This is a genomic window from Solitalea canadensis DSM 3403, assembly GCF_000242635.2.
In the GTDB taxonomy this organism is placed as follows: Bacteria; Bacteroidota; Bacteroidia; order Sphingobacteriales; family Sphingobacteriaceae; genus Solitalea; species Solitalea canadensis.
In genome coordinates this window covers 908,015-932,756 of sequence record NC_017770.1, presented here as the reverse complement: position 1 = coordinate 932,756, position 24,742 = coordinate 908,015, and the positions used below count along the sequence as shown (strand labels likewise).

The following is a 24,742-nucleotide window of genomic DNA, read 5'->3' as shown; positions in this document are numbered from 1 at the left end:
AATTCAAAATGTATCATTTTTTGAAAAGTGTTGGTTTATGATTTTGAGGGCGATACATTTACCTGACCACCTTTTCAATACTGTATTGTGAGACAATTTATCATTGCATTCGTATTTAGCCTAATTTCCTTGACCGTTAAGGGGCAATCGGGTACTTTTTACTTTAAAAATTACCAGGTTTCAAATGGCCTTTCCAATAATATCATTACCTCCATTTTACAGGATAAAAAGGGATTTATGTGGTTTGGTACCCGAAATGGCCTTAACCGCTTTTCGGGCACTTCGTTTAAAGTTTTCAATAATAACCCTGCAGACGCTACCAGCATTGGCAGCAATTCTATATTAAGTCTTTACGAGGATACAAATGAACAATTATGGGTTGGAACTTACAAGGGAATTTATTTATATAATCCTCAGCTTGAAAACTTTACAACGTTTACTAAAATACCTTCTGGTGAGGTAAGGTATATTAAGAGTGATGGCAATAATAATATCTGGATCATTTCGAATTCCTTATTATATAAGTATAATCAGGTTTCCAAAAAGGTAGTTTCATACCCGCTTTCTAAAAGTCAGGATCATACCATCGCGTTACATATTTCAGAAAAAAATGAAGTTTGGACCGCTACAGTAAATGGTTTGATAAGGAAATACCAGTCTAAAACGGATAATTTCCAGAGCTTTGATATAACGAAATTAAACAAAGGAAAACCACTTTCTTCGATTTTGGATTTATGTTCTATCGGTGATTCAACACTGTTGATAGGAACGATGAACCAAGCTTTACATTTTAATTACAGAACGCAGCAGCTTCGCAATCTTTTTCCGAATCATGGTAAAACGGATATTCATGTACATACCATATTTAAGCAGGCTGCCGATGAATACTGGCTTGGCACTGAAGCAGGGTTATGTATTTACAATCTAAAAACGGGCAACTATCGTTATGTGGCTAAAGAGTTCAGCAACCCCTATTCTATTACCGATAATGTGATCTCGGCTATTAATCGGGATAAAGAAGGTGGCATTTGGGTAGGAACCTATTTTGGAGGGATCAATTATTATTCGAAACAATTTAACAATTTTCAAAAATACTTTCCTGAACCAGGTAAGAACACCCTGAGCGGCAATATTGTCCATGAGATTTGTAAAGATAACTATGGAAAACTTTGGATCGGTACCGAAGATGCAGGTTTAAACCGCATGGACCTCAAAACCGGAGAGGTAAAAAGTTTTCTTCCGGATAAAAAACCAGGTAGCATATCTTATCATAATCTTCATGGATTGGTGGCTGATGATGATAAATTGTGGATCGGAACTTATGAGCACGGTTTAGATGTAATGGATTTGAAAACAAACAAGGTAATTAAACACTATAATGCCGCCTTGGATGGAAAATCTTTCAGAAGCAATTTCATCGTGACGCTTTACAGAACTGCTGATAAGGATATTTTGGTAGGCACGTGGAGTGGTCTGTTTAAGTATAACCGAGGCGCCGATAATTTTTCAGCTATTCCCTTTTTCGACTTCCCTATCCAATCGATCTATGAAGAAAAAAATGGAACACTTTGGATAAGCAGTTACGGGAATGGCGTTTACTTCTGCAAGATTGCAACGAAGTCAAATGGCGAAAAGACTTATGAACCCCATAAAGTAAAGCTCTTTAATAACTATGTGAACTCGTTGTACCAGGATAGTAACGGAACATTTTGGTTTTGTACAGAAGGTGGTTTGATCCATTATGAGCCATCAACCGGAAAAACCAAGAACTATACAGTGGAGAACGGGTTATCGGTTAATCAGGTTTTCAAGGTGTTGGAAGATAACAGCGGATTACTATGGATCAGCACCTCAAAAGGTTTATGTCGTTTTAACCCCAAAACGGAAACGTTTACTATTTATCATACACCTAACGGATTACCAACTGAACAATTCAATTATAATTCGGCATTAAAAAATGACGATGGAACGCTATTTTTTGGAACGGTTAAAGGCCTGATCAGCTTTAATCCTTCAGATTTTATACGCAACAGCTATGTCCCTCCTATTTACATTACCGGTATTCAGGTTAATAATAATGAAGTAACGATCAACCCAACGAATTCGCCTTTAAAACAATCGCAAATTTACCTTACTTCCATTACGTTGCCTTATGATCAATCAAATATCAGTATTGATGTGGCTGCCTTGAGCTTTATCATCCCAGAAATGAATGCTTATCAATATAAGCTGGAAGGTTTAGATAAAAACTGGGTGGACCTAAAAAACAACCGGAAGATTTACTTCACCAAACTTCCACCCGGAAATTACACTTTCAAGGTAAAAGGGTCGAACAGTGAAGGCATCTGGAATAAGAAGGAAGCTACTTTAAAAATTAACATATTGCCGCCTTTCTGGGCTACAATTTGGGCCTATCTGATCTATGCAATTATTATAGGTGCTGTTATTTTCACGATTTTCAGGTATTATTACCTGGCCATTAGCGAGAAAAGTAAACGCCAGATAGCGGCATTGGAAATCAATAAGGAGCGCGAAATTTACAATGCAAAAATTGATTTCTTTACCAATGTTACACATGAGATCCGTACTCCATTAACATTGATAAAAATGCCTTTGGATAAATTGATCGCACAAAAAATTGATGATGGAGAAATTAATGAAAGTCTTGAGATGATGAATAAAAACACTAACCGCCTGATTGATCTGACCAATCAACTGTTGGATTTTCGTAAAGCTGAAGCCAACAATTTCAGCCTAAGTTTTACAGACAACAACATTAATAACTTACTGAATGAGGTCTTTGAGCAATTCAGACCAGTGGCTGAGCAAAAACAATTACACTATAAATTGGAAATGCCACGTATTGTGCTTCACGCTTACACGGATAATGAGGCTTTACGCAAAATTATCAGCAATTTGATCAATAATGCCATAAAGTATTCTTCACAAAAGGTTTTGGTAAAGTTGCTGGCATTTAGCAGTGAAGATCTGTTATTCCATATTGAAGTGATTAACGACGGTTTTATTATTCCGAATGAATTGGGTGAAAAGATATTCGAGCCGTTTTTCCGCATTAAAGAAACCGACAAAGAAGCAGGAACCGGAATTGGCTTATCACTGGCCAAATCACTTGCCGAGTTGCATAATGGAAAGCTTGGGTTAAAACACACCTCCAACGATACCAATACGTTTTTGCTTTCGCTGCCTATCCACCAGGAAACCGAAATCAATTTGCGAAATTATGAAGATAAAACGGAGAGTATTGTAGAACCGGCTGCGAACAAGGAAATGGATAAATCAAAATCGCTGATATTGATTGTGGAGGATAACGTGGAGATTTTGAATTACCTTTCAAAGGAGCTTTCAACCGATTATAATATTGTTCATGCGTTAAATGGTTTGGAGGCGATTGATGTGTTGCAAAAAGAAAACGTGCAATTGGTTATTTCAGATATTATGATGCCATTGATGGATGGTATTGAATTATGTCGTCATTTAAAATCTGATCTGCAATTCAGCCATATTCCAATTGTCTTATTAACGGCCAAAAATTCGCTAAACTCAAAAATTGAAGGCTTGGAGGTTGGGGCCGACGCTTATATTGAAAAGCCATTTTCACTCGACCATTTAGTTGCGCAAATGAATAATTTGTTGATGAATCGTACCATTATTAAAGATTATTTTTCGCGCTCTCCTCTATCGCATGTAAAGGGAATTTCCTTTTCGAAAGCTGACAAAGCCTTTATTGACCAATTAAACCAGGTTATTTATCAGCATATAACCGACATGGATTTAGATGTGGAAACCTTGTCGAGAATGATGAACATGAGTAAACCTACGTTGTACCGCAAGATCAAAGCCTTATCCGACCTTACCCCCAACGAGCTGATTAACCTAACTCGTTTGAAAAAAGGTGCAGAATTATTGGCTGAAGGAAATTACAAGATCAATGAAGTGGCGGATTTAATCGGGTATACGTTGTCGTCTAACTTTTCAAGGGATTTTCAGAAACAGTTTGGGATTAGTCCGTCGCAGTTTATAGGCAATTTGAAGAAGGAAGGGTAAAGTTAAGTCAAAAGTTAATTAGTATTTTCATCCTGTTCATTTATTCATCTCCATCAGTTAAAACTGACGGCAATGAACCTCTTTATTAACTTTTTATCAGCATCCGCTATTTCTTCTTCGCAATAAAGATCATATGAATTGAATGGAGTTCTCCTGCTTTAACATATTCCTTACGCTCTATTTCAATTTGATCAAAACTATTCTCTTTCAGATAATCCTGCAAATAAGGCACTTCATGATAATAGATGTACATTTTGTCGCCAAGGCTATTGGTTTCGCAGCCTGATTTACTGTACTCATCTTCTATTACACTGAAATATAAAACACCACCGGGGTTTAATAAATTTGAGCAATCCTTAATTAATTTCGCACAGTCTTCCTTCGATAGATAAGGCATACAGAAGCCACACATAATTGCATCAAACATATCTGTAAGCCTATCGATTTCCCTGCAATCCATCACTTGAAAGTTAGCTGTTGGATTGTTCTTTTTAGCCAATTCAATCATATTTGGAGCTATATCGATACCTTCGACATACAAATCTGGACGCTTGGCCAAAAGATACTTTGTCACATTTCCCGGACCACAGCCTATTTCAAACACCTTAGCTCCTTCTTTCTCAATGAGCTTACAGAATCTATCATAAGTATCATTGTAAAGATCAAGATCCATGAAGTTCTCCTGATAGAGCGAGGCTACTTTATTCCAGGTTTGAAAAGTTTGTTGATAGGGATCGTTCATTGGATAGTTAATTTATTATCTTTTTAAAATAGATTCGCGAAGTTCTTCAAATTTCGTCCATTTAATTGAAGGAATATCTTTAACCTCTAAAGCAGAGCCACTTAAGGAAACTTCGTTATAATAACCAAAAGAAGGTGGAACGTCCATTCGTTGTAGTTTCTCATTTATTAATTGGTGAATACTTTCCAGGACTAATTTCTGTTCTTTATTAGTAATTACTACTTGGTTTTTAGCCAATATCCGACTTATTGAATCTGGTTTCTCACAGTATTTCACTAATTTCAAATAATCGGCAAGTAGATCTCCATCTTCAGTCTTTCTATAAATTATTATTGTTTCTATATTTCCTCCCCACTCCCCACAGTTATCATCATCATGCCGTAATGTGAGCTTATTAAATTGATTAATCAATTTAAGTTCATATGAGTTGTTCTGCTCATTAGAGCAAGCCAAAAAAGACGAGATAATTATCCAACCAAATACTTTAAAACACCTCAAATACTTACTACTAAATCCCATCTCTTTTATTTGCATATTCCTGGTATCGTTCACCAAATTCTAATTCCAAAGCTATTCGTAATAAAGCCTGAAACGAAAACCAATACCCATTCTCTACTCTCGCATTTACATACTCTTCTCCATAATCTGCACTATACCATCTAATGTGCTCTTCATCCAAGGGTTCTGCATCAATTTCCAGTAGAGTTTCCCGATGTTTAACAATAATATCTAACAATGCCAGCTTAGTCGTTACTCCTAAATAAAGTAACTCTCCAAGCAATTCGGAATAATCTGTTTCAGAAAAATCATTTTGTGCAGGCAACGTCTGTAAAAGAACTTCTTTTATATCTGTTGTAGTTATCGGTTGCATAATTTGAAAGGATCTGATTATTTTGATTTACCTTCCCTTAAAATGCTCCATAGTTGAATAAATACCCATTACTTTCCCAACAAACCAATCGAAAAACCAAATAGGTAACAATCCTTGAAAAAAGCGCACAAAACGAACGCTCCAAGGCATGCTTAGGAAAATCCGGTTATTTTCAATGGCTTTGATGATTTTATTGGCTGCTTTTTCAGGCTTCAGCAAAGGAATAACTGAACGAACTCCATCAAACATTCCGGTATTAATGTAATAAGGGGTTACGGTAGTTACGCCTATATTTTTCTTTAGTTGTTTCATTTCAAGACGTAAACTGTCGGACCAGCCTATTAACGACCATTTGCTGGCGGCATAAACAGACATTTTTGGATTGGAAATTAATCCGGCAGAAGATGCGATATTACATATATGTCCGGAATTGCGAGTTAGCATATCCGGTAGAAATGCAAGTGTGGTGAACATTGGGGCATTGGCATTTAAATCCATGGTTCTGGAAATATCGGTTGTTGTATGCTCATGAAAGTATTTACCTACAACTATACCGGCATTATTGATTAAAACATCAACTGCTCCATGAGTACGTTTCATCATGGCAGCCATTTCATCAACTTGTTTAATATTGGTTACGTCGACAACATATCCGCTCGTATCACCAATTGAAGAATATTCGCTTATTGTTTCGTCAATCTTTTCTTTGTTGATGTCCCAAATGATCAGCTTCGCTCCTTTTTGCAAGGCTATTTCACCCATTAATTTACCTATACCTGAAGCTCCTCCTGTGATTAAAACTGTTTTTCCTTTTAATAGCATAAAATGGTTATTGAATAGTCACTAAAGTTGTGAGAGCGGAACTGCAATATATCATTTTGGAGCTTATGGTTACTATATGTTTGCAGATAAGCACCAACTCTTTTTTAGCTAGCTATCTAGAAAAATGGAGGATAAGGAAAAATAGTTAAGTAGTAGCTCTCAGCAGCTTAAAGCCGGAGAGATTAAGATGAAGATAACGCTAAATGCATATTCTATTTAGGATATTCAAAATCCGTTTGCTCTTCTTTTGTTTTAACAGGTCTGATCTCAATACTTGCTGATGAAACGTATTCAAACTCAGGATTACGTTTCGCGATTTCAACAGCTTCGCTCATGCTATCCGCAATAATATGGTAATAACCCACCTGGACTTCTTTTGTCGGATCGATCGATTCTTCAGTCCATTCATTATTAACTTTACGAATTACAACTCCTTCTCTTATAATCGGCTGTGCAGCAACAAGCTTACCTTCTGACTTTAGCTGTCCGATATATACTTCGCATTGTTTTATGAACTTCAAATGTTCATCATCGCTTAATGCAGCCTTCGCATCTCCAGAATTCCGTATATAAAACATAAACTCCTGTGCCATAATCGTTTCATTAAAAACCTAATCTCCTAAATTACATTAACATCCAAAAAAAATCCGTAGTTTTTACTAATTGAACTGGATACAGGTATATGCGGTGGAAATGACGTTGAGGATGAAGGTATATGCTTAATATCTCAAGGAATGATACAATATAAGCATTTTGAGGAAATGAAAGTCGACGTATTTTAAAAACTTAAACATTGACAAATCAATAACAATTAATGATTTGTCAATGTTTATCAGAAGCATTACACGTGTTGATCCAGCAGTATTGCATTGCCATCTGGGTCTAACACCATAAAGCTTCCCGGACCAGAGCCTTTTTCATCCGTTTCATTTTCTAATTTTATGCCTTTACTTTTCAATTGGCGCTGGATTTCACGTACATCGTCAAACGACTCCATTAAATTGGCGTTTTGATCCCATCCCGGATTAAATGTTAAAATATTATTTTCAAACATGCCATGAAAAAGCCCTATAAGTGTATCTCCATTTTTCATGATAAGATAATTCATTTCCTCGCTTCCGGCAAAGATGGTAAATCCAAAATTTTCATAGAATTTTTTTGATACCTGAATGTCCTTGACATTCAGACTTACTGAAAAAGCGCCTAATTTCATATTTTATGTTTGTAGTTATTTGGATTGATTTTTAATCTTATGCCTAACAAAGTACATTTTTACTTACTATTTAACGAACCGCTTTATGAAGCATAAAAATGTTTTTGTCGGAACAATTTAGAAGGTAGGAAATCAGGTGGATTTCTATAAAGAGATAGGGAGAGGTATAATACTTCTTGAATTTATAGGAACAAAGAACCATTAAAGTTCACCTTTTATAAGGTACAAAAATGGGTTCCTTGTTCCTATTCTGGGGGTATTTTAGTGCTTTTTTTAAGCTTTTCTTACAAATTCGGATTTTAATGCCATAGCACCAAATCCATCAATTTTGCAATCAATGTTATGGTCGCCTTCTTTTAAGCGAATATTTTTCACTTTGGTTCCAGCCTTTATTGGCCCCGATGCTCCTTTAACAGGTAAGTTCTTGATTACAATAACCGAATCTCCATCCTGCAATAAGTTTCCGTTCGAATCTTTTACTACCAACTTGCCTTCGTCAATCACTTCTGCCGGATTCCATTCATGACCACATTCAGGGCAGGCATATAATTCTTCACTTAAAAAGTATCCATAAGGTGATCCACATTGTGGACAAGGTTTCATCTCTTCAGACATAATCGTTCTTTTATTATTAGTATTCAGTCAAAATCAGTCCACACATTTTGTTCATTTTATTTGTGTATGACACTACCAGGATAGAACTGTAGGAATGATTTTGGTGATCTTTATCATTTCTATCCAACGTAATCAAAAGCTATTATGGAACGAAACTACGAATTAACGATCACCTCGGCAATGGTTTGTTTGGACATATCACCTTGTAAAGGGAATAATCAGCTGATTTTCAGCCAGAGGTATAGCGGCCAAATCACGCCAAATAATTAAATCTCGTGATTATTGACTTGTTATGACGTTCATCTCACAAATGCACAAACGCCGCCTCGGCATCAATTTATTTAAGATGTCGAACTATTTTACTTAGAAAATTTACATTCAGCGAATTACAGTCACTCTTAAAAAAGTAGCAGGTATAGAAGTGGCGTTCTTGTCTGCACTTTTATTTTGACTGTTAAACAGTTCTTCTAATTCATGCTGCAAGTCCATCGCCTTTCCATTTTTTTCGGCTGCTTCAAAAGCATTCATAGTAGGTCCGTAATAATTTTTGAAGGTTTTTACGAACTCTGACGGTGCATAAGAGGCATTAAATGTAAAAGTATCTTTAGTAAAGGATATGTTTTCTTTTGCAATACCGGCGTTTCCAAAACGTTCTGTTACATGATCCTCTACCCCCCATAACATAGGACTAATGAAGCCCTCTGGAGGCGGGGGTGTATACGCTGAGCTTATCTTTAGTATTTGTGCTACAAGAGTAGGATCACCAGGTATCCAGTTTCCCATAACGATTCTTCCACCAGGACGTGTAACGCGTACCATTTCTTTGGCTACATCAAATGGCTTGGGTGCGAACATTGCACCAAAGAAACTAACAGAAAGATCAAAAGTTTCATCTTTTAAATCTTGTAAATCCGTCGCGTCCCCTTCCTGGAAAGTGCAATTGGTGAGGCCCGCAGTTTTTGCCCGAATGTTTCCGGCTTCAACAAGATTACTTGCTATATCAACACCTAAAACATTTGCTCCAAGCTTTGCTTCAGGTATTGCTGTGGTACCATCGCCACAGCCAAGATCTAGAATATTGAGATCTTTTGTGATTCCTAGTTTAGAGACAAGTGCCTCTCCACTTTCCCGCATGGTTTCTGCTATCTTGGTGAAATCACCCTTTTCCCATAATGCTTTGTTAGGATTCATAGTGCTTCAGTTTTATACTATCAAATTAAAAAATATAAACGACTTATTTATATCATTTAATATTCTAATTTTCAAATACATAACCCAACAAAAAGATTAATACAAAAAGCTTACAATAATCACTCTTTTTGAACCACTACATTTTTCGCAAGCGTTTTAAACCGAACACCATTTTCTTGTACCACCGTAATTGTCAGGTGGCCGGTTTTACTAGTATTTAAATCTCTTACTGTACCAGATTTTCCTTTATGTGTGCCTACAATAACTGTGCATTGATCGCCATCTTTTAATGGCTCCGCTGAATTATTAGTCATATTGATTTAGTTGATTAAAGAGAGTTCAACCACAATATACTTTGTTTGCAACCGTTCTGAAAGTTGTTTCTGTAGTATTTATCAATGGAAAAATGATTTTCGACATAAAAATCCAACGGGCAATATTCTATCTTAAAGGTCAAAGGAATTGACATTATACCCTATGAAATATTCATGAAATTTTGCACTGGGCTATAGAAGGCAATGTTTAATGTTATTTTTAATCAATATGAAACGAATAATTGTAGCCACAGATTTTTCTGCTGAAGCCGAGAACGCAACGTTATATGCGATCAATATTGCAAAGAAGCAAGGGTATGAATTAATAATATTCTCTTTGTACAATCTTTCCATTCATGCCTTAAACGCAAGAGCATCAACTATCACCATGCAGGATTTACTTGCAATAAAACGTGGCAGATTAGAAGCGCTCATGGCCAACCTTAATAAAACTCACCACATACAAACAATACCGCATTTTGCTACGGGTGACTTTTATGAGGAAATTAACCGTTGCATTGAGATATACGATGCAGATTTGTTGGTTATGGGTATGGCAAAAAAATCATTCGAACAAGACCTTTTGGGTAATACCACCACATCTGCAATACACAAACTAAAAATACCTATCCTGTCCATTCCATTGGAAGTAAAATATCAAGGCATCAAGCATATTCTTTTTGCTTGTGACACTGCCAACGGAATGCCCAATAAAGCTTTAGAGGGAATCATGTCATTTGCCTCTACATGTGGTGCGACAGTAGAAATTTTTAATGTGATGGAAAAGGCTGATGCAATTAAAGAAAAGGCCGATCTGTATGATTTTGATACCATTACAAAAGACGTTATCTATTATTACCGAAATATTGAGTCAACAGAGGTGATAAAAGCGATCAAGCAAGAGGTGTTAGACACATCAACTGACCTTCTTGTGATGGTTCCGCAAAAACATGGATTTTGGGATTCATTAATGCACCGAAGTAAAACCCGTGCTATGGCATCTGGAAATAATATTCCTTTGTTATCTATTCCGATGTAAACTATTTATATCAAACTAAAAGCTCTTTAATTTACAAGCCATCCGAAAAAGATGGCTTGTTTGCTTTAATATAATTAGCCAAGACTTTTGGTTAACAAGAATCCAATAAACAGAAAACCGCTTATAAAAATTATCAAATAAAGGGATGATCTGATATCCTTTATTGTCCGGCCTTCTTTCAAAATTAATCTACTAAAGTCTTCAGATATTAAGGTAAGAATGGATGTTGTAAATAATAATCCTACAGCAGTTAAAGCACCATTACTCAATGGGAAGCCTCCTTTGCCGGAAGTGAAAGATTTAACAATATCTGATAGGAATAAAATATTCCAAAGAACTATTGCAATGACAACTACCGGCATTTTTATTGGAAAACCACCTGATCTTTGTTGATCAATTATTAATTGATCATTAGCAGTAATTTTATCACTTACATTATTTAAAAATCCGGTTTGCTTTATCTGATTAATTACCACTGACGGATTATTAAATGTCCAGAAAATTACCTTTTGATTATAATTTTCAACTCGATGATTGATCTTTATACCCTGCCCTATTATCGGAAACTGGCTATAAGTTTCGATTGAAATAATGTCGGCAGGCCGGAAAACGAGATTCCCAATTATCGAAGCATTTAATTCCATTTGATCCTTATTAACTATTAAGGTTACTAAGGGCCATGATGCTTTTGCAAAACCAATTCTTGCTCCCCCGGTTAGTTTTAGTTGGTCCATGTTGTGATTAGCTTTTAAATATCTATTGTAACGACTTTGATTACCGAAAGTAATTATAACCAAGCTTTAAAGGAATGATTATTTTTTTCAAAAATTATAATCCTTACCGATTTTTTATCACCTCATCCCAAAAGCCTTTTAAATCAATACAGGTTATGAAATAATATTTTCGACTAGCTGAAAACTTTTAACGTATTACAGGGCTACTTAGGTAGTGTTTTTTAGTGAAACAAATTCGACTAAAATAAGCTATTTACGAGCAACAATTTTCTTTTCTTTTCCTATAGCTTCATCCCTTAGTGCGCACTAATTGCAGATACCTTACTGCAAATGAAAAATTTTAATGACAACCATCACATTTGTTCTATTTTATGAAACGCAATTTTATGTTAGCGGCAATTTTAATTACCGTATTTACCTCGTGTAAAAAAGAAGAATCTACCATGTTAATAACAAAGGTTGATAAGGGTACTTACCTGAAGGAAAGCGAAGTTTTGTTCAGTCGTATTAAAAACAAACTGAGTCCTACAACGGTAAATGGCTCGTTCTATCAAGTTAACAGTGAAAATACAACCGATATATTAGCTGTTGTTAAGAACGAAATGGTTTCTTTTATTGGTGAAACCGAAGGGCAAGAAGATGTTAATGCGTTTAATGAAACACTTGCTAAATTACAAGCTGAAATAAATGTAGCCCCGAGCTTAAAGCCTGTTGATCTTCCGGAAACGATTACAGAAAAATCAGCCGATCGATTGATTAATGAAGTGTTTTCTACCTTTGATGATCAAGTTAAAACGCTGCAATTAGATCAAGGCGAAGTTGTAAATGAGACTACTGCATTTAGGAATCAGCTTATCACAGACATTACAACGGACGCTAAAGAAGTCATGCAAAGCGAATTGTTGAAATACCAGGAAAGCAAAACAGCTGGTGAAAGTACCGGACCTCAACAAGCTTTCGATGCTTCAGGTTTAGCCTTTAACACAGATAAAAGTCTCCGGTCAACTGTAGCTGATTTCAAAAATTCAATTGATGATAATAAGACGTTATCACATGACCAAAAGAATGCATTATATGGCAAAGCTAATTACCTGTTATCAAGTCTTGATTTAACAATTGGGTTGGCACTAATTCAAGCCAATGAAGATGGCGGTAATAAAATAACTGAAGGTTTATTTAACTGGTTAGGTAATGTGATAAAGACTGTTGCCAAGGTTGTAATTGGAGTTGCCATTACTGTTGCAATTGTTACTGGTGCAGTTGGTTTTAGCAGTACTGGTGGTACTTATTTTTATACTGCAGTAGCTGGCTTTGGGGGATACTTATATTTTACACAAAGAATTATACCTTGGATAAATTCGTGGTGGTAAAAGCCAGTAAAGAAAGTTTAACATATTTTATACAGAATGTTACGCAATAAATTAAGCTGTTTTTTATTTATTCTCCTTTTCTTTTCACCATCTGTCTTTGGTCAAATCAATGATTACATGGACAAAAAGATTTATATTGGCCTAACACCTGGATTAACAATTCCGACTGGTAGAGTTAGTAGTACTAATAAGTTAGGTGGTAATCTTGACTTAGTAGTTGGTGTGCCACTATCGAAAAACTTTGCCTTAACGGTGCAATATAGCGGTTTTAGTATGTCAGGCAAGAAAGTTGATAATATTAAATCCCCTGATTTATCAGCGTCTTATATTTCAGCTGGTATTAGCTACCGTTTAAATAAATTGTTAAATATTGAAGACCAGCCTAACTGGTTTAGTTTCTATGCAAACTTTGGTGCAATATGGGATAAAAACAATCTGATAAAGACAGACGCATCAGTTGGTGATACAGGTATTGATTGGGTACGTCCAATAAAAAGCAAAATCGTTGGCTTTACAAAAATTGGTTTGGGTGTTACTTTAATACAACAAGGTGAAGAAGCTTACTACTTTCCTAAATTATCAGGTGGTTTGGGTTTTGGTTTCTTTAACAAAAAAAGAAAGTAAAGTACAGTCAAAAAGACTTTTAATTGGTAATTATAAAAATAAAGAGTGCTGAACCTTTTATAAGCTCAGCACTCTTTTTAATATTATTCCTTAGAATATTCTAGTAAATCAGCAGGTTGACAATCCAACGCTTTACAAATTGCTTCAAGTGTACTAAAGCGTATGGCTTTCGCTTTACCTGTTTTTAAAATCGAAAGATTCGATAATGTTAGATCAACCTTTTTCAGATAGTTCATTCAAAGACATTTTTCTTTTCGCCATCATCACATCTAAATTCACAATTATCGGCATACACTCAAATGGTTAATTCGTTTTCAGTTTTGTAAGCTTCCCTGATCCCCTCTCAAATTTAGGACCTTTTAGAAGTAGAGTTTTCAAGTTTCCTCCAATAAATCCATCGGAGTTTTAAAGTTTAACGCCTGATGAGGGAGCTGAAAATTGTAATCATACATCCATTCTTCTGCCATTGTCCGAACTTCATTCAAGGTTTTAAACACATAGGCATTTAATAGCTCCCTTCGTATACTTCCATTACATCTTTCGATAAAGGCATTTTGTGTCGGTTGTCCTGGCTGAATAAATACTAAGGTTACCTTATTTTCCTTACTCCAATCATCTAATTTTTTAGAAATAAATTCAGGTCCATTGTCCATTCTAATGCTTTTGGGTAATACCACCACATCTGCAATACACAAATTAAAAATACCTATCCTGTCCATTCCATTGGAAGTAAAATATCAAGGCATCAAGCATATTCTTTTTGCTTGTGACACTGCCAACGGAATGCCCAATAAAGCTTTAGAGGGAATCATGTCACTTGCCTCTACTTTTGGTGCTACAGTAGAAATTTTTAATGTGATGGAAAAGGCTGAAGCAATTAAGGAAAAGGCCGATATGTATAATTTTGATACGATTACAACAGACGTCATCTATTATTACCGAAATATTGAGTCAACGGAGGTTATAAAAGCGATCAAGCAAGAGGTGTTAGACACATCAACTGACCTTCTTGTGATGGTTCCGCAAAAACATGGATTTTGGGATTCATTAATGCACCGAAGTAAAACCCGTGCTATGGCATCTGGAAATAATATTCCGTTATTATCCATTCCGATGAGGTAGCTAAAAAGCTCTAAATCAAAAAGCGTTCAAACCATTTTGAGCGTTTTTTGATTTAGGATTTCAATTGATTTATGGTCAGTTAACGATAGTTAACCCTATAAAAACTATTGTATACACATAGTTTAAGTAAATACTACACACTGCTATAAAAGAACTATTTATAAAATTAATCAACAAAAAAATATTCAACTTACATCACTATTCCCACTTTTCCTATTTAGACTGAAGCATTAATAAATCTACACTACATCATCTACACACATTTTTGATTTTTAAGTCCATAATTACTTACAGTAAACAATTGTTTTACAAGCATTCACATCCTATCTATTAAAAAGTGAAACTCATGTAGTAGTACATGACAAATTGTTATCTCCATACATTAGCCGAGTTAAAAAACATCTAAATTTTTACCTGTTTAATTTATTATTATGCATTTTTTAAGACGAAAAACAAATTTTACTTTGACAGCAATTTTAACGCTCGGTTTATTTTCTATGCTATGTATTTCATGCCACTCAAGTCCTGAGAATGAGCCTGAACCCAAAAAAGAAACACCATTTCAAAACAACAAGAAGATCCTAATTATAGGTATTGATGGATGTCGACAGGATGTAATGATGTCATCAAATACTTCCAACATCAAAAGCCTTTTAAACAACGCTGTTTATAGTCTGGATGCTTTAACTTTAGCTCCATCGTGGAGTGGTAATGGATGGTCAACATTATTAACAGGAGTGACACATTTAAAACATGGCATTACTGGTAATGATTTTACAATTCAACATGATTTTACGAATTACCCATGCTTCTTAAAACGTACAGAGACTTACAACTCCGCTTATAGAACCATGTCAATTGTTCATTGGACACCCATTAACGATTACATCATGAATGGTATCGATGTGAAGCGAAACGTAAACACAGACCTGGAAGTAAAGAATGAAGTAGTTAAGGCATTATCTACTGACAACCCGGATATATTGTTTATGCAATTTGACGATGTTGATCATGCTGGTCATACATATGGATTTAGTTCTTCTGTTCCTCAATATGTAAGCGCTATTAATACAACCGATGGATATATTGGAGAAATATTAGCAGCCTTACGTAATCGTCCTAATTATGCAAATGAGGATTGGTTAATTATTGTATCTCCGGATCATGGCGGGTCGGGAACAAATCATACTGGAGAGAATTACGAAGACAGAAATATCTTTTCTATCTACCACAATAAAAACTTTGTATCTAATAAAATTGAGGCAAAAACATTACAATCTCAGTCGACCATTAATGCTGATGTAGTTAACTACTCTTCAGAACAAATTTATGCTTCTGTTTCTAACACCGCATATGACTTTGGCAGTAATCAGGATTTTACGATTGAATGTCGCATTAAAACCACAGGTTTTGCTGGAGATCCGGCAATTGTATCAAACAAAGATTGGGACTCGGGTAACAATAAAGGTTTTATATTTGCTGCAAAAGGAAACTCATGGAAAGTAAATGTTGGGGATGGTAGTAATCGGATTGATTTTGAAGGAGGCTATCCAATAAATGATGGCAAATGGCATCACCTCGCCGTAACTTTTTCGCGCACCGGAACAATGAAGGCTTATCAGGATGGAATGTATCTGGGAGCTGTAAATATGTCAAATATAGGCAATATCAATTCTGGCCTACCGTTGGTGATTGGACAAGATGGCACTCTGGGTTATTCAAACTTCGTAAACGGTCAAATTAGTGAAGTTCGTGTATGGAATGCAGCTTTGGATTCAGCTACCATTGTCAATAACTCAGGTTTATCAGTTACAACTACTCATCCAAATTATTCGAAATTGATAGGCTACTGGAAAGGTACAAACGAGAGTGGTAGCACATTGGTTGACAGCAGTCCATTTGCACGAAACATGACAATGGCTGGTACTTTTAACCGATCAAACTCAAACGCTACATTAGAATGCTATAGGGCAAACCAGGTACCACATATGGTCGATTACGCTTATTCGGCACTAACATGGTTGGGAATTCCGATCTCACCATCCTGGGGTTTAGACGGACGATCATGGATACCTAATTAATAGTATCTGATTTAAGGATAGTGAGGTCTAATAACGCAAAAAGGAAACGATTATGAATCGTTTCCTTTTCGTTTGTATCAGGCATTTTGATTTTTATCTTAAATCATCGAACACCTACACATTCATAGTTGCAAACAAATGTTTCAATAATGAAAAAAAACATTTTGGTTGAGTAAGCGTGATAACAAGGTGCTTTTCAATAGTTGATCAGAATAAGGTGTGTTAATAACATTACTTATCAAAATCTAACTACTAAACCAGCCTGAAAAACCATATTTTTAGAATCACTACCCTCTACGACTTCGTTAAAACTGCTTATATAGCGTCCGTTGACAGAAATTCTAAAAGGTAAATTAATAGACAATCCTGCGGCAATAGCTGGATCGAAACTACTGTAGCTATAATTTTCACTTGATGATCCACTATCACCCACTTTGAAACCAAATTGCGGGCCTAATTCCAGGCTTATAATTTTTAATATATATACTTTTGCGAGTATTGGAACATTGATATAATCAAGACTAACATCTCCAAATCCTTGTTTTGAATATTGCAATTCTGGTACCACATAAAGTAGTTTTTTTATAATGGGTGTTTCATAGAAAACTCCAACGTAAAATCCATTATTGCTGCTTTTATCAGGCAAGTCTCCCCCCGTGACTTTAGCAAAATTATACCCTCCTCTGACTCCAAATCCTTGTGCCTTAATAGTCACGTTACAGATTATTATCAGGAATAAGCTGAGCAAAAATTGTTTAATAATTTTCATAGTAGCTTACTTTATGCTAAACATAGTTAAACTTGGGTTTTCTTAATCCAATTTAATCATAATAGCTTACAATAAAAACATTATATTCATTTCAAACTCTTTTTAACCCTCAAAATGTATCAATTCAGGAAATTTAATTCAAAAATGGAGGTATGTTTTATATGATAACTGAACCGTTAATGTTTTGTACCTAACAGTACAATCTCTTTTCGGACGTGCTATGGCTACCGATCTTTTGTTCCCTTGGAACATTCTTTCATAGGATAAAAACCGATCAACCGTGTGTCATCCTGAGGCACATTGGATCTGTGATTAAATGCGAATATATGGACACAATTCATTCTCGAACAGGCTACTGTATTGTACCTAATGGCATGACATCGTTTTCGGAATGCACAACGTTTAAAGACAAATACATTTAGGCATTGCACCATCAGGTTCAACAGGTCAGTAGATTTTAGTTATTGATTCAGCATTGTTGTGTTGTTAGGCACAAAACTGTTTTGAGCAATATTAGATCTAAAAAACTGTAAAAAGTACAAAAAATTGAATAGCCCAGCGGGGAACCGGGCCTTCAAACAATTAAACCAAACCAATCTTTAATATCTAGACTAAGTATGAAAATAAGATGAAATTTTACTCCTTAGTTTTTGAGTCAAATTTTATAATCCTTAATAAGATGCTCAAACCTTTGTAAATCCATAAAGCCGACGGAAAAATTATTTTTTATAATGTCCTGTAATTTATGGGGTTTCAAATAGGTCTAGAATGCCCTAATTTTTAATTTTAAGAGTCCGGGGTAAATCTAATGAACTTGAATAAACATAAGTTGGAATTCTCCTAACAGTTCTGTTATGAGTAATCCGAATTTTAACGTTGTATGTTCCGTCCTTCTTTTGTCTTATGCGATAGGTTTAAAGGCAGGCACAGGGTAGTTTTTTTCGTCAACAATTCGTCAACATTTGCATAATAAATGCAGTAAAATGCACCTACAAATAACAAATTGCTAACGAGATAAACCAGTATTTCTGTGGTGTCGAAATAAAAAAAGCCTAATCAATTAAGATTAAGCTTTCTTTTCCGTGGACCCTCGGGGGCTCGAACCCCGGACCAAAAGATTATGAGTCTCCTACTCTAACCAACTGAGCTAAGGGTCCTGATTTGTTTCTCAAATCGAGCGCAAATATGTAAAATTGCAGCCGAATTCACAAGAAATTAACTCCCATTTAAGTGAAAAATATTAAAAATATAATTTTTGATTACGGCAATGTGATCTTTGCTATTGATTTTGAGCGTACTAGCCAAGCTTTCAAGAAACTTGGTTTGACAAACGTTGATGAGATTTATGGACATAAAGCACAAGAAGATTTCTTCGATCAATTGGATAGAGGTGAAATTTCTGCCGAAGAGTTTGTTAATGCCATTCAAAAGTTTGCTCCACAAGCTACTTCTGAGCAAATTATTGAGGCATGGAACTCCCTTTTAATCGGTATTGATGATGGAAACCTTGATCTTTTGCTCAAGATTAAAGAGAAATACCGTTCATTTCTATTGAGTAATAATAACGAAATCCATTATGCCTGGATTATCAACTATCTAAAAGAGAAATGGAATATTGATGATATGTCGGGATATTTTGAGAAAGATTATTATTCTCATTTTATGAAATTACGTAAGCCTGACGCTGAAATCTTTAATGTAGTTCTCGAAAACCATGGATTAATCCCTGAGGAAACATTATTTATTGATGATAGTCCTCAACATTTGGCTACTGCGGCAAAATTAGGATTAAAAACAAGGTTGGTCGCCCCAGGAGAGCCCCTTTCGGAGGTACTTGCACCGTATTTATAATTTTTTAACCGCAAAGACACAAAGACGCTAAGTACTCTTAGTCTTTGTGTCTTTGCGTGTACTATTAGTCAATCATAATAGTTAATACATAATGGTGACAGCCCCTGAGAAGGATGACAATTGATGCTGATTAGGTTTAAATACATAGTAATAGGTACCCGCAGGTAAGTTCTTTCCATTGTATAATCCATCCCATGGTTTACTGTAGCCCTTTGTATAGTATAATTTAGAGCCATAACGATCATAAATGTACACTTCCATACCAGGATAGTCTTCGATACCCGCTATTACCCAATTATCGTTCATTCCATCTCCATTAGGGGTAAACACATTAGGAATTTGCACATTAGGCAGCACTGTTATGTTGATTACGCAAGAAGATGTGCAACTACCGTTGGCTACTGTAACTGTGTATTGAACATTGGTACTAGGAGTTAACACAGGATTAGCAATCGTTGGATCACTAAGACCTGTAGTTGGAGACCAACTGTAAGTATAATTATCGGTTCCCTGAGAACTTAATTCAACTTTTAATGGCAAATCGATTCCAAGTATAGCCGAATAATCCTTGCAATTAATTGCAGGAATCTCCCCTACTGTTATAGTTTGTTCAGCCGAATTTTCACACCCTGTTGTGCCGTTTATAAAAGTATACTTTATGGTATGCACCCCTACTCCGGCCTTCTGGGGCGAGAAAACAGTAACCTGTTGAGTTCCTCCATCAATTGTATAATATCCTGTACCTCCGTCGCCATTGGCTGGTGACCCTCCAGTTAATGTGACATCGGGATCATTTTCACAAACAGTTGAAAAAGATGCAAGAGAGACGGTTGGTTTAGCATTTACCGAAAATGAGTACTCAACAGGTGTAGCAGGGCAATCTTCAGAAAATCCTACTGTAAGTCTTACTACATAATCTTGCGAAACTATTGGGGTAAATGTTAATACATCTCCCTTCTCGGTCTGTTCCACTCCATTAATCTCCCATTTACGATAATTCAACGTTCCAAAATCTACTTTCGAATCATCTTTAAAACTTAGCGATGCATCAACGCAGTAAGGGCCACTACTTATTGGTGTAATTTGAGGCGTTAAATTATTTGAACCCGAAATAGTCACTTTCTGCTCATATTTTATGGAGTTACAATTACTATTATCGGCAGTAACAATCAGTGAAATTATTTTTTCACCCAATGAGCTATAGGTATGTGCTGGAGTATTTTTATCAGTCGTTATCAAAGTTGCACCATCACCAAAATCCCAGGCATATGTCAACGGTGAATTATCTGAAATTGAACTTTGATTATCAAAAGCAACTGTGGAAGGTGTTGAACAATTGACAGTTGTGCTAAATAAGGCGACAGGATTAGGATTAACCTGAATGGTTGTACTTGTTGTAACAGGACATGCAGAAGTATATCCAACAGCTAAATCCACCTGGTAACTGCCGCTTTGATTTGGATTTAAATGCAACTGATCTCCTGTTTCTGTTTGAACCACACCATTGATAATCCATTGGCGGTAGTTAATGGCTCCAAAATCACGAGTAGAAACATCTCTAAAAACTATTTCTCTGCTAACACAATACGCAGAAGTAGGATTTTCAATCGAAATAGCTGCCTGCAAATTATTCGCTCCAACAATAGTCACGTCCTGAGATACAGCTGAAGGCACACAACCGGAAGCTCCAGCCACCGAAAGTGTTACTGTTTTAACACCAGCAGATGTATACGTATGTGCTGGTATTACTTTATCCGCAGTTGTCAACACCGTTCCGTCTCCAAAGTTCCAGGTATAGGTGAGCGATGAATTGTCTGAAATCGAACTCTGATTATCAAAAGCAACAGTGGCAGGTGTTGAACAGTCGATGGTTGTGGTGAACAAAGCAACCGGACTAGGATTTACTTGAATAGTTGTACTCGCAGTAACCGGACATGCGGAAGTATATCCTACCTCTAAATCTACATTATAACTTCCATTTTGATTAGGTGTTAACTTCAACTGATCGCCTGTCTCCGTCTGGATAACCCCATTAACTGTCCACTGGCGATAATTAATAGTTCCAAAATCATGTGTAGAAGCATCCCTGAAAACTACTTCGTTGCCAGCACAATACGTAGAACTAGGGTTTTCAATCGAAATAACCGCTTGCAAATTGTCGGCGCCCACGATTGTTACATCATGAGTAACTACTGAAGGTGAACAACCTGAAGAATTTGCAGCAGCTACCGAAAGCGTAATTGTTTTGTTTCCTTCGGAAGTATAGGTATGCGATGGTATAACCTTATTCGTGGTGATCAACGCAGGAGTTCCATCTCCAAAATCCCAGGTATAGGTAAGTGTAGAACCATCGTCAATTGAACTTGTATTTGTAAATGCAACCGTTGCAGGAGTAATGCAATTGATGCTTGTTGAAAAAGCTGAAATTGCATTTGGTTTTACTGCAATTAGTGGTGCTGTAGCTGTTGATATAGCACCGCAGGTAGCATTGTATCCTACAGACATACTTATTGTATAATCACCACTGGTTAGCGGAGTAAACTTAAATGTTGGGCCTGTTTCCGTTTGAATAGCGTTATTAACTTTCCATTGGCGATAAGCAACAACCCCAAAGTCTTTGGTTGATGCATCGTTAAATGTAATTTCATTACCCACGCAAAAAGGTCCCTGTGTCGCTATAATCTGTGCTTGTAAATTATTAGCACCTGCAATAACTATATCTAACGAATAAACCTGTTGTGCACAACCGTTAGAAGAGGTTACTGTCAATATCACCTTTTTACTTCCTGCCGATGTGTACGTATGTACAGGATTTACATCACTTACAGCCGGAGTTCCATCGCCAAAATCCCAGGAATAGCTTAAGATGGATCCATCGGTTATTGAACTTGTATTTGTAAAACTTACTGTTGCCGGTGTTGTACAATCAATTGCGTATGTGAATAGAGCTGTGGGTAAAGGCGCAGCAATAACAACAATTGGTTCCGACTGTAAGCTGCAACCGTCATTTTCAATTCTAACCAAATAACTACCTGGCTCATTAATGGTTATAAAATCTGGTGAGTTTGGTATTTCAATAGATCCTCCATCTATAAACCAGCGGTACCTTTTTCCTTTTGCGCCATTGCTTATTCTTAGTGTGGTTGCTTCGCCAGGACATAAAATAGTTTTATTATTATCGGCTGCAATAACTGGCTTAATACTGATGGTGATCTTTATGACTTGCGACACAATTGAACAAGAAGTATTATCCGGAAGTGTTCCGCTTACGGTTAATTTATAATATCCGCTGTTTGCAAGTTGAACATTGTTTAATGCTAATGTGGTGGCATTAGCGCCTATTGTAGTCCATGTAGTGTTATCAGCACTAAATTGCCAAGTATAAAGCGGAGTTGAAATTCCTGAACCGGTAAGTATGGAACTTAAGGTTAAATTTTCTCCTTCGCAGGAGTTAATATCATTAGGTGTTATTGATGTGATGTTATCCACTTTAATTGCTACAGTTCCGCAAACTGGACCTGAAATAACCGTGATGGTCCAATCGGCAAAGGTATTTGCAATTCGAGGATCAGTTACACGATAAACTGCAGGATTGGTAAAATCTCTTGTCGCGCCGGAAGTAGGATTGATAGTTGAACAATTGGGAACAATGATACTTGGTGTAAGCTTAGTAACATCCGTACCGGGCTGAACTTTAATTGTTATTGTATGATCTGTACTGTTAATAACTGCAGGTTCTATTTGCTGAGGCAGTGTGAAAGATAAAATATCCGTAGCTGCCGTTTGTTCTGATGTATAAACAGCCACGAAACCATCTAACCTATTATTGCTTTTAACACTTTTACAATGAGCGACATCCAAATAAAGGGTACTTGATGTGGTTCCATTTAAACTTCCGAAAGTAGCGGCTAAATGTATTTTTCCTGCCTTAACAAATAACCCTTTACCTTCATCATTAAAACCATCTCCATTTAACAATGTATGCCAGGTATAATTTCCATTTGCATCGTATCTGGCTGTAAAAATATCCAATCCAAGTCCAATACTTGTCCCGTTCGCTGTGGAAGCAGACGGGTCAAAATCAACCGTTCCCCTAAATCCTCCTGTTATATATAGATTGTTATTCTCATCCAACGTTAATGAATTGAGAAATGTCTGACTTTGAGAATCACCTCCAATATCCCTTGCCCAATTGTAATTTCCGTTTTTATCAAATTTTGAAATAAAGCCATCATTTATTCCTGTAGCCGTCAAAGTGTTTGTTGCAGCAGAAGGATCGAAATCAACTGTACTACTAAAAAAACCTGCTAAGTAAATGGAGTTATCACTCCCTGCATAAACACCCGTAGCGTCATCAACTGCCGTACTTCCAAAATTAAAAGCCCATTGAAAATTTCCACCACTATCATACTTAGCTGCAAACACATCTTTGCCATTATTGGCTGGTGGTTTTGTAAAATAAGTCATTGGAACCTGTGAGGCATCAAGATCTACAGAACCAGCAATATAAACACTACCATCCGAGTCGACGGTTATTGAATTTCCAATTGCGTTTGCACTATTCTCACTTATATTTTTAACCCAAATTAATTTTCCTGAGCTGCTATATTTAGCAGCAAATGCATCCAATTTGCCTATAGCCTGAACAGGAGTTCCGGAATTATCAAAATTGAAATTTACACTATTTGAAAAAGTACCGGTGAGATAGATGTTGTTACTATTATCTACAACAATTGAATTTGCCATATCAACACCACTTCCACCTGCTGCAAAAGCTGTTAAATTTTGACCGCCAGGGTTAAAAGAAGCGATGAACAGATCTGTACCCTGATTATAGGGAACAGTTTTTTCATCAAAATTCACGGCACCGCCTATTAAACCAGCAATAAAGATATTGCCCTGACTGTCGGCTGCAATTGATTTTGCTTCATCGTCTGCAGCTGAACCGTATGATTTTGCCCAGATAACATTACCATTCGGACCGTACTTAACGATGTATATATCCGTTGCTCCTTTTGAAATGAGGGTTGTAGTACCAATTACAACAGTACCACTGAATGCTCCGCATACATATGAATTTCCATCTTTATCAGCAATTACAGCATTTCCCTTATCAAGCCCTGCACCTCCTTCTCCTTCTCCCCATAAAATATTTGGTGCTTGTGACAGTGCTGAAAAAGAAATGAAAAATGAGAGCAATAAAAGTAAATATGGAAGCGAACGCATCATAACTAACAAGTTATTGACAAATAGTAAAATTTAAAAATTTATTACAAAAAGGATAGATCAATTTTCATATTGTTTAACACCGTTAGAGAA

The 24,742-nt window shown here is 36.2% G+C and carries 21 protein-coding genes and 1 tRNA gene; 7 read left to right on the top strand and 15 right to left on the bottom strand.

The window, feature by feature from the left end; genetic code table 11:
- The first annotated feature begins 87 nt into the window (after nt 1-87).
- Nucleotides 88-4,065: a hybrid sensor histidine kinase/response regulator transcription factor gene (locus tag SOLCA_RS03710; RefSeq protein ID WP_245536748.1), complete on the top strand. Its 3,978-nt coding sequence runs from the start codon at nt 88-90 to the stop codon at nt 4,063-4,065.
- Nucleotides 4,066-4,171: 106 nt separating this feature from the next.
- Here the strand turns inward: SOLCA_RS03710 and SOLCA_RS03705 are convergent, their stop codons facing one another.
- From SOLCA_RS03705 to SOLCA_RS03665, 9 genes are all read right to left on the bottom strand, one after another.
- Nucleotides 4,172-4,807, bottom strand: a complete 636-nt coding sequence (locus tag SOLCA_RS03705) for a class I SAM-dependent methyltransferase (protein ID WP_014679107.1) — start codon at nt 4,805-4,807, stop codon at nt 4,172-4,174.
- Between the two features lie 15 nt (nt 4,808-4,822).
- Nucleotides 4,823-5,218 carry a hypothetical protein gene (locus SOLCA_RS03700; protein ID WP_157604506.1) on the bottom strand — a complete coding sequence of 132 codons (396 nt, stop codon included), beginning with the start codon at nt 5,216-5,218 and terminating at the stop codon, nt 4,823-4,825.
- 97 nt (nt 5,219-5,315) lie between these two features.
- Nucleotides 5,316-5,678, bottom strand: coding sequence for a hypothetical protein (locus tag SOLCA_RS03695; RefSeq protein WP_014679105.1), 363 nt, complete (start codon nt 5,676-5,678; stop codon nt 5,316-5,318).
- A gap of 27 nt (nt 5,679-5,705) precedes the next feature.
- Complete coding sequence (locus tag SOLCA_RS03690) at nt 5,706-6,500, bottom strand: SDR family oxidoreductase (protein WP_014679104.1); 795 nt, start codon at nt 6,498-6,500, stop codon at nt 5,706-5,708.
- 212 nt (nt 6,501-6,712) lie between these two features.
- Nucleotides 6,713-7,093, bottom strand: coding sequence for a YciI family protein (locus tag SOLCA_RS03685; protein WP_014679103.1), 381 nt, complete (start codon nt 7,091-7,093; stop codon nt 6,713-6,715).
- A 248-nt stretch (nt 7,094-7,341) separates the two neighbouring features.
- Nucleotides 7,342-7,713 carry a VOC family protein gene (locus SOLCA_RS03680; protein ID WP_014679102.1) on the bottom strand — a complete coding sequence of 124 codons (372 nt, stop codon included), beginning with the start codon at nt 7,711-7,713 and terminating at the stop codon, nt 7,342-7,344.
- Nucleotides 7,714-7,986: 273 nt separating this feature from the next.
- Complete coding sequence (locus SOLCA_RS03675; protein WP_014679101.1) at nt 7,987-8,328, bottom strand: zinc ribbon domain-containing protein YjdM; 342 nt, start codon at nt 8,326-8,328, stop codon at nt 7,987-7,989.
- A gap of 378 nt (nt 8,329-8,706) precedes the next feature.
- Nucleotides 8,707-9,519 carry a class I SAM-dependent methyltransferase gene (locus tag SOLCA_RS03670; protein ID WP_014679100.1) on the bottom strand — a complete coding sequence of 271 codons (813 nt, stop codon included), beginning with the start codon at nt 9,517-9,519 and terminating at the stop codon, nt 8,707-8,709.
- Between the two features lie 119 nt (nt 9,520-9,638).
- On the bottom strand, nt 9,639-9,833 hold the full coding sequence (locus SOLCA_RS03665; protein WP_014679099.1) for an RNA-binding protein: 195 nt from the start codon (nt 9,831-9,833) through the stop codon (nt 9,639-9,641).
- Nucleotides 9,834-10,062: 229 nt separating this feature from the next.
- Here SOLCA_RS03665 and SOLCA_RS03660 point away from each other — a divergent pair, with 229 nt between their 5' ends.
- Nucleotides 10,063-10,872 carry a universal stress protein gene (locus SOLCA_RS03660; protein ID WP_014679098.1) on the top strand — a complete coding sequence of 270 codons (810 nt, stop codon included), beginning with the start codon at nt 10,063-10,065 and terminating at the stop codon, nt 10,870-10,872.
- A gap of 74 nt (nt 10,873-10,946) precedes the next feature.
- Here the strand turns inward: SOLCA_RS03660 and SOLCA_RS03655 are convergent, their stop codons facing one another.
- Nucleotides 10,947-11,606: a hypothetical protein gene (locus SOLCA_RS03655; RefSeq protein WP_014679097.1), complete on the bottom strand. Its 660-nt coding sequence runs from the start codon at nt 11,604-11,606 to the stop codon at nt 10,947-10,949.
- Between the two features lie 371 nt (nt 11,607-11,977).
- Between SOLCA_RS03655 and SOLCA_RS03650 the strand changes: the two genes are divergently transcribed.
- Together SOLCA_RS03650 and SOLCA_RS03645 are read left to right on the top strand one after the other, a co-directional pair.
- Nucleotides 11,978-12,976 (top strand): hypothetical protein, encoded by a 999-nt coding sequence (locus tag SOLCA_RS03650; RefSeq protein WP_014679096.1) that lies wholly within the window; start codon nt 11,978-11,980, stop codon nt 12,974-12,976.
- Nucleotides 12,977-13,012: 36 nt separating this feature from the next.
- Complete coding sequence (locus SOLCA_RS03645) at nt 13,013-13,600, top strand: hypothetical protein (RefSeq protein ID WP_014679095.1); 588 nt, start codon at nt 13,013-13,015, stop codon at nt 13,598-13,600.
- Nucleotides 13,601-13,683: 83 nt separating this feature from the next.
- Here SOLCA_RS03645 and SOLCA_RS03640 read toward each other — a convergent pair whose 3' ends face one another.
- Together SOLCA_RS03640 and SOLCA_RS03635 are read right to left on the bottom strand one after the other, a co-directional pair.
- On the bottom strand, nt 13,684-13,836 hold the full coding sequence (locus tag SOLCA_RS03640) for a helix-turn-helix domain-containing protein (protein ID WP_456154233.1): 153 nt from the start codon (nt 13,834-13,836) through the stop codon (nt 13,684-13,686).
- A 138-nt stretch (nt 13,837-13,974) separates the two neighbouring features.
- Nucleotides 13,975-14,253, bottom strand: a complete 279-nt coding sequence (locus tag SOLCA_RS03635) for an integrase core domain-containing protein (RefSeq protein ID WP_157604505.1) — start codon at nt 14,251-14,253, stop codon at nt 13,975-13,977.
- Here SOLCA_RS03635 and SOLCA_RS03630 point away from each other — a divergent pair.
- Nucleotides 14,246-14,722 (top strand): hypothetical protein, encoded by a 477-nt coding sequence (locus SOLCA_RS03630; RefSeq protein ID WP_174270026.1) that lies wholly within the window; start codon nt 14,246-14,248, stop codon nt 14,720-14,722. The two genes, SOLCA_RS03635 and SOLCA_RS03630, sit on opposite strands and share 8 nt — an antisense overlap.
- Before the next feature lie 497 nt (nt 14,723-15,219).
- On the top strand, nt 15,220-16,803 hold the full coding sequence (locus SOLCA_RS03625) for a DUF4983 domain-containing protein (protein WP_245536747.1): 1,584 nt from the start codon (nt 15,220-15,222) through the stop codon (nt 16,801-16,803).
- Nucleotides 16,804-17,041: 238 nt separating this feature from the next.
- Here the strand turns inward: SOLCA_RS03625 and SOLCA_RS22105 are convergent, their stop codons facing one another.
- Together SOLCA_RS22105 and SOLCA_RS03615 are read right to left on the bottom strand one after the other, a co-directional pair.
- Complete coding sequence (locus SOLCA_RS22105) at nt 17,042-17,572, bottom strand: outer membrane beta-barrel protein (protein ID WP_014679092.1); 531 nt, start codon at nt 17,570-17,572, stop codon at nt 17,042-17,044.
- 1,083 nt (nt 17,573-18,655) lie between these two features.
- A tRNA-Ile gene (locus SOLCA_RS03615) sits at nt 18,656-18,729 on the bottom strand.
- Between the two features lie 73 nt (nt 18,730-18,802).
- Between SOLCA_RS03615 and SOLCA_RS03610 the strand changes: the two genes are divergently transcribed.
- Nucleotides 18,803-19,423, top strand: coding sequence for an HAD family hydrolase (locus SOLCA_RS03610; RefSeq protein WP_014679091.1), 621 nt, complete (start codon nt 18,803-18,805; stop codon nt 19,421-19,423).
- Nucleotides 19,424-19,504: 81 nt separating this feature from the next.
- Here SOLCA_RS03610 and SOLCA_RS03605 read toward each other — a convergent pair whose 3' ends face one another.
- Entirely contained in the window at nt 19,505-24,652 is a 5,148-nt protein-coding gene (locus SOLCA_RS03605) for a PKD domain-containing protein (RefSeq protein WP_014679090.1), read from the bottom strand.
- Nucleotides 24,653-24,742 lie beyond the last annotated feature (90 nt).

Excerpts from the sequence above, each read along its gene's own strand:
- SOLCA_RS03635 (WP_157604505.1), bottom strand. The coding sequence starts at position 14,253 with ATGGACAATGGACCTGAATTTATTTCTAAAAAATTAGATGATTGGAGT.
- SOLCA_RS03680 (WP_014679102.1), bottom strand. The coding sequence starts at position 7,713 with ATGAAATTAGGCGCTTTTTCAGTAAGTCTGAATGTCAAGGACATTCAG.
- SOLCA_RS03665 (WP_014679099.1), bottom strand. The coding sequence starts at position 9,833 with ATGACTAATAATTCAGCGGAGCCATTAAAAGATGGCGATCAATGCACA.
- SOLCA_RS22105 (WP_014679092.1), bottom strand. The coding sequence starts at position 17,572 with ATGAAAATTATTAAACAATTTTTGCTCAGCTTATTCCTGATAATAATC.
- SOLCA_RS03695 (WP_014679105.1), bottom strand. The coding sequence starts at position 5,678 with ATGCAACCGATAACTACAACAGATATAAAAGAAGTTCTTTTACAGACG.
- SOLCA_RS03660 (WP_014679098.1), top strand. The coding sequence starts at position 10,063 with ATGAAACGAATAATTGTAGCCACAGATTTTTCTGCTGAAGCCGAGAAC.
- SOLCA_RS03655 (WP_014679097.1), bottom strand. The coding sequence starts at position 11,606 with ATGGACCAACTAAAACTAACCGGGGGAGCAAGAATTGGTTTTGCAAAA.
- SOLCA_RS03675 (WP_014679101.1), bottom strand. The coding sequence starts at position 8,328 with ATGTCTGAAGAGATGAAACCTTGTCCACAATGTGGATCACCTTATGGA.
- SOLCA_RS03690 (WP_014679104.1), bottom strand. The coding sequence starts at position 6,500 with ATGCTATTAAAAGGAAAAACAGTTTTAATCACAGGAGGAGCTTCAGGT.
- SOLCA_RS03685 (WP_014679103.1), bottom strand. The coding sequence starts at position 7,093 with ATGGCACAGGAGTTTATGTTTTATATACGGAATTCTGGAGATGCGAAG.
- SOLCA_RS03670 (WP_014679100.1), bottom strand. The coding sequence starts at position 9,519 with ATGAATCCTAACAAAGCATTATGGGAAAAGGGTGATTTCACCAAGATA.
- SOLCA_RS03605 (WP_014679090.1), bottom strand. The coding sequence starts at position 24,652 with ATGATGCGTTCGCTTCCATATTTACTTTTATTGCTCTCATTTTTCATT.
- SOLCA_RS03650 (WP_014679096.1), top strand. The coding sequence starts at position 11,978 with ATGAAACGCAATTTTATGTTAGCGGCAATTTTAATTACCGTATTTACC.
- SOLCA_RS03645 (WP_014679095.1), top strand. The coding sequence starts at position 13,013 with ATGTTACGCAATAAATTAAGCTGTTTTTTATTTATTCTCCTTTTCTTT.
- SOLCA_RS03640 (WP_456154233.1), bottom strand. The coding sequence starts at position 13,836 with ATGAACTATCTGAAAAAGGTTGATCTAACATTATCGAATCTTTCGATT.
- SOLCA_RS03625 (WP_245536747.1), top strand. The coding sequence starts at position 15,220 with ATGCTATGTATTTCATGCCACTCAAGTCCTGAGAATGAGCCTGAACCC.
- SOLCA_RS03705 (WP_014679107.1), bottom strand. The coding sequence starts at position 4,807 with ATGAACGATCCCTATCAACAAACTTTTCAAACCTGGAATAAAGTAGCC.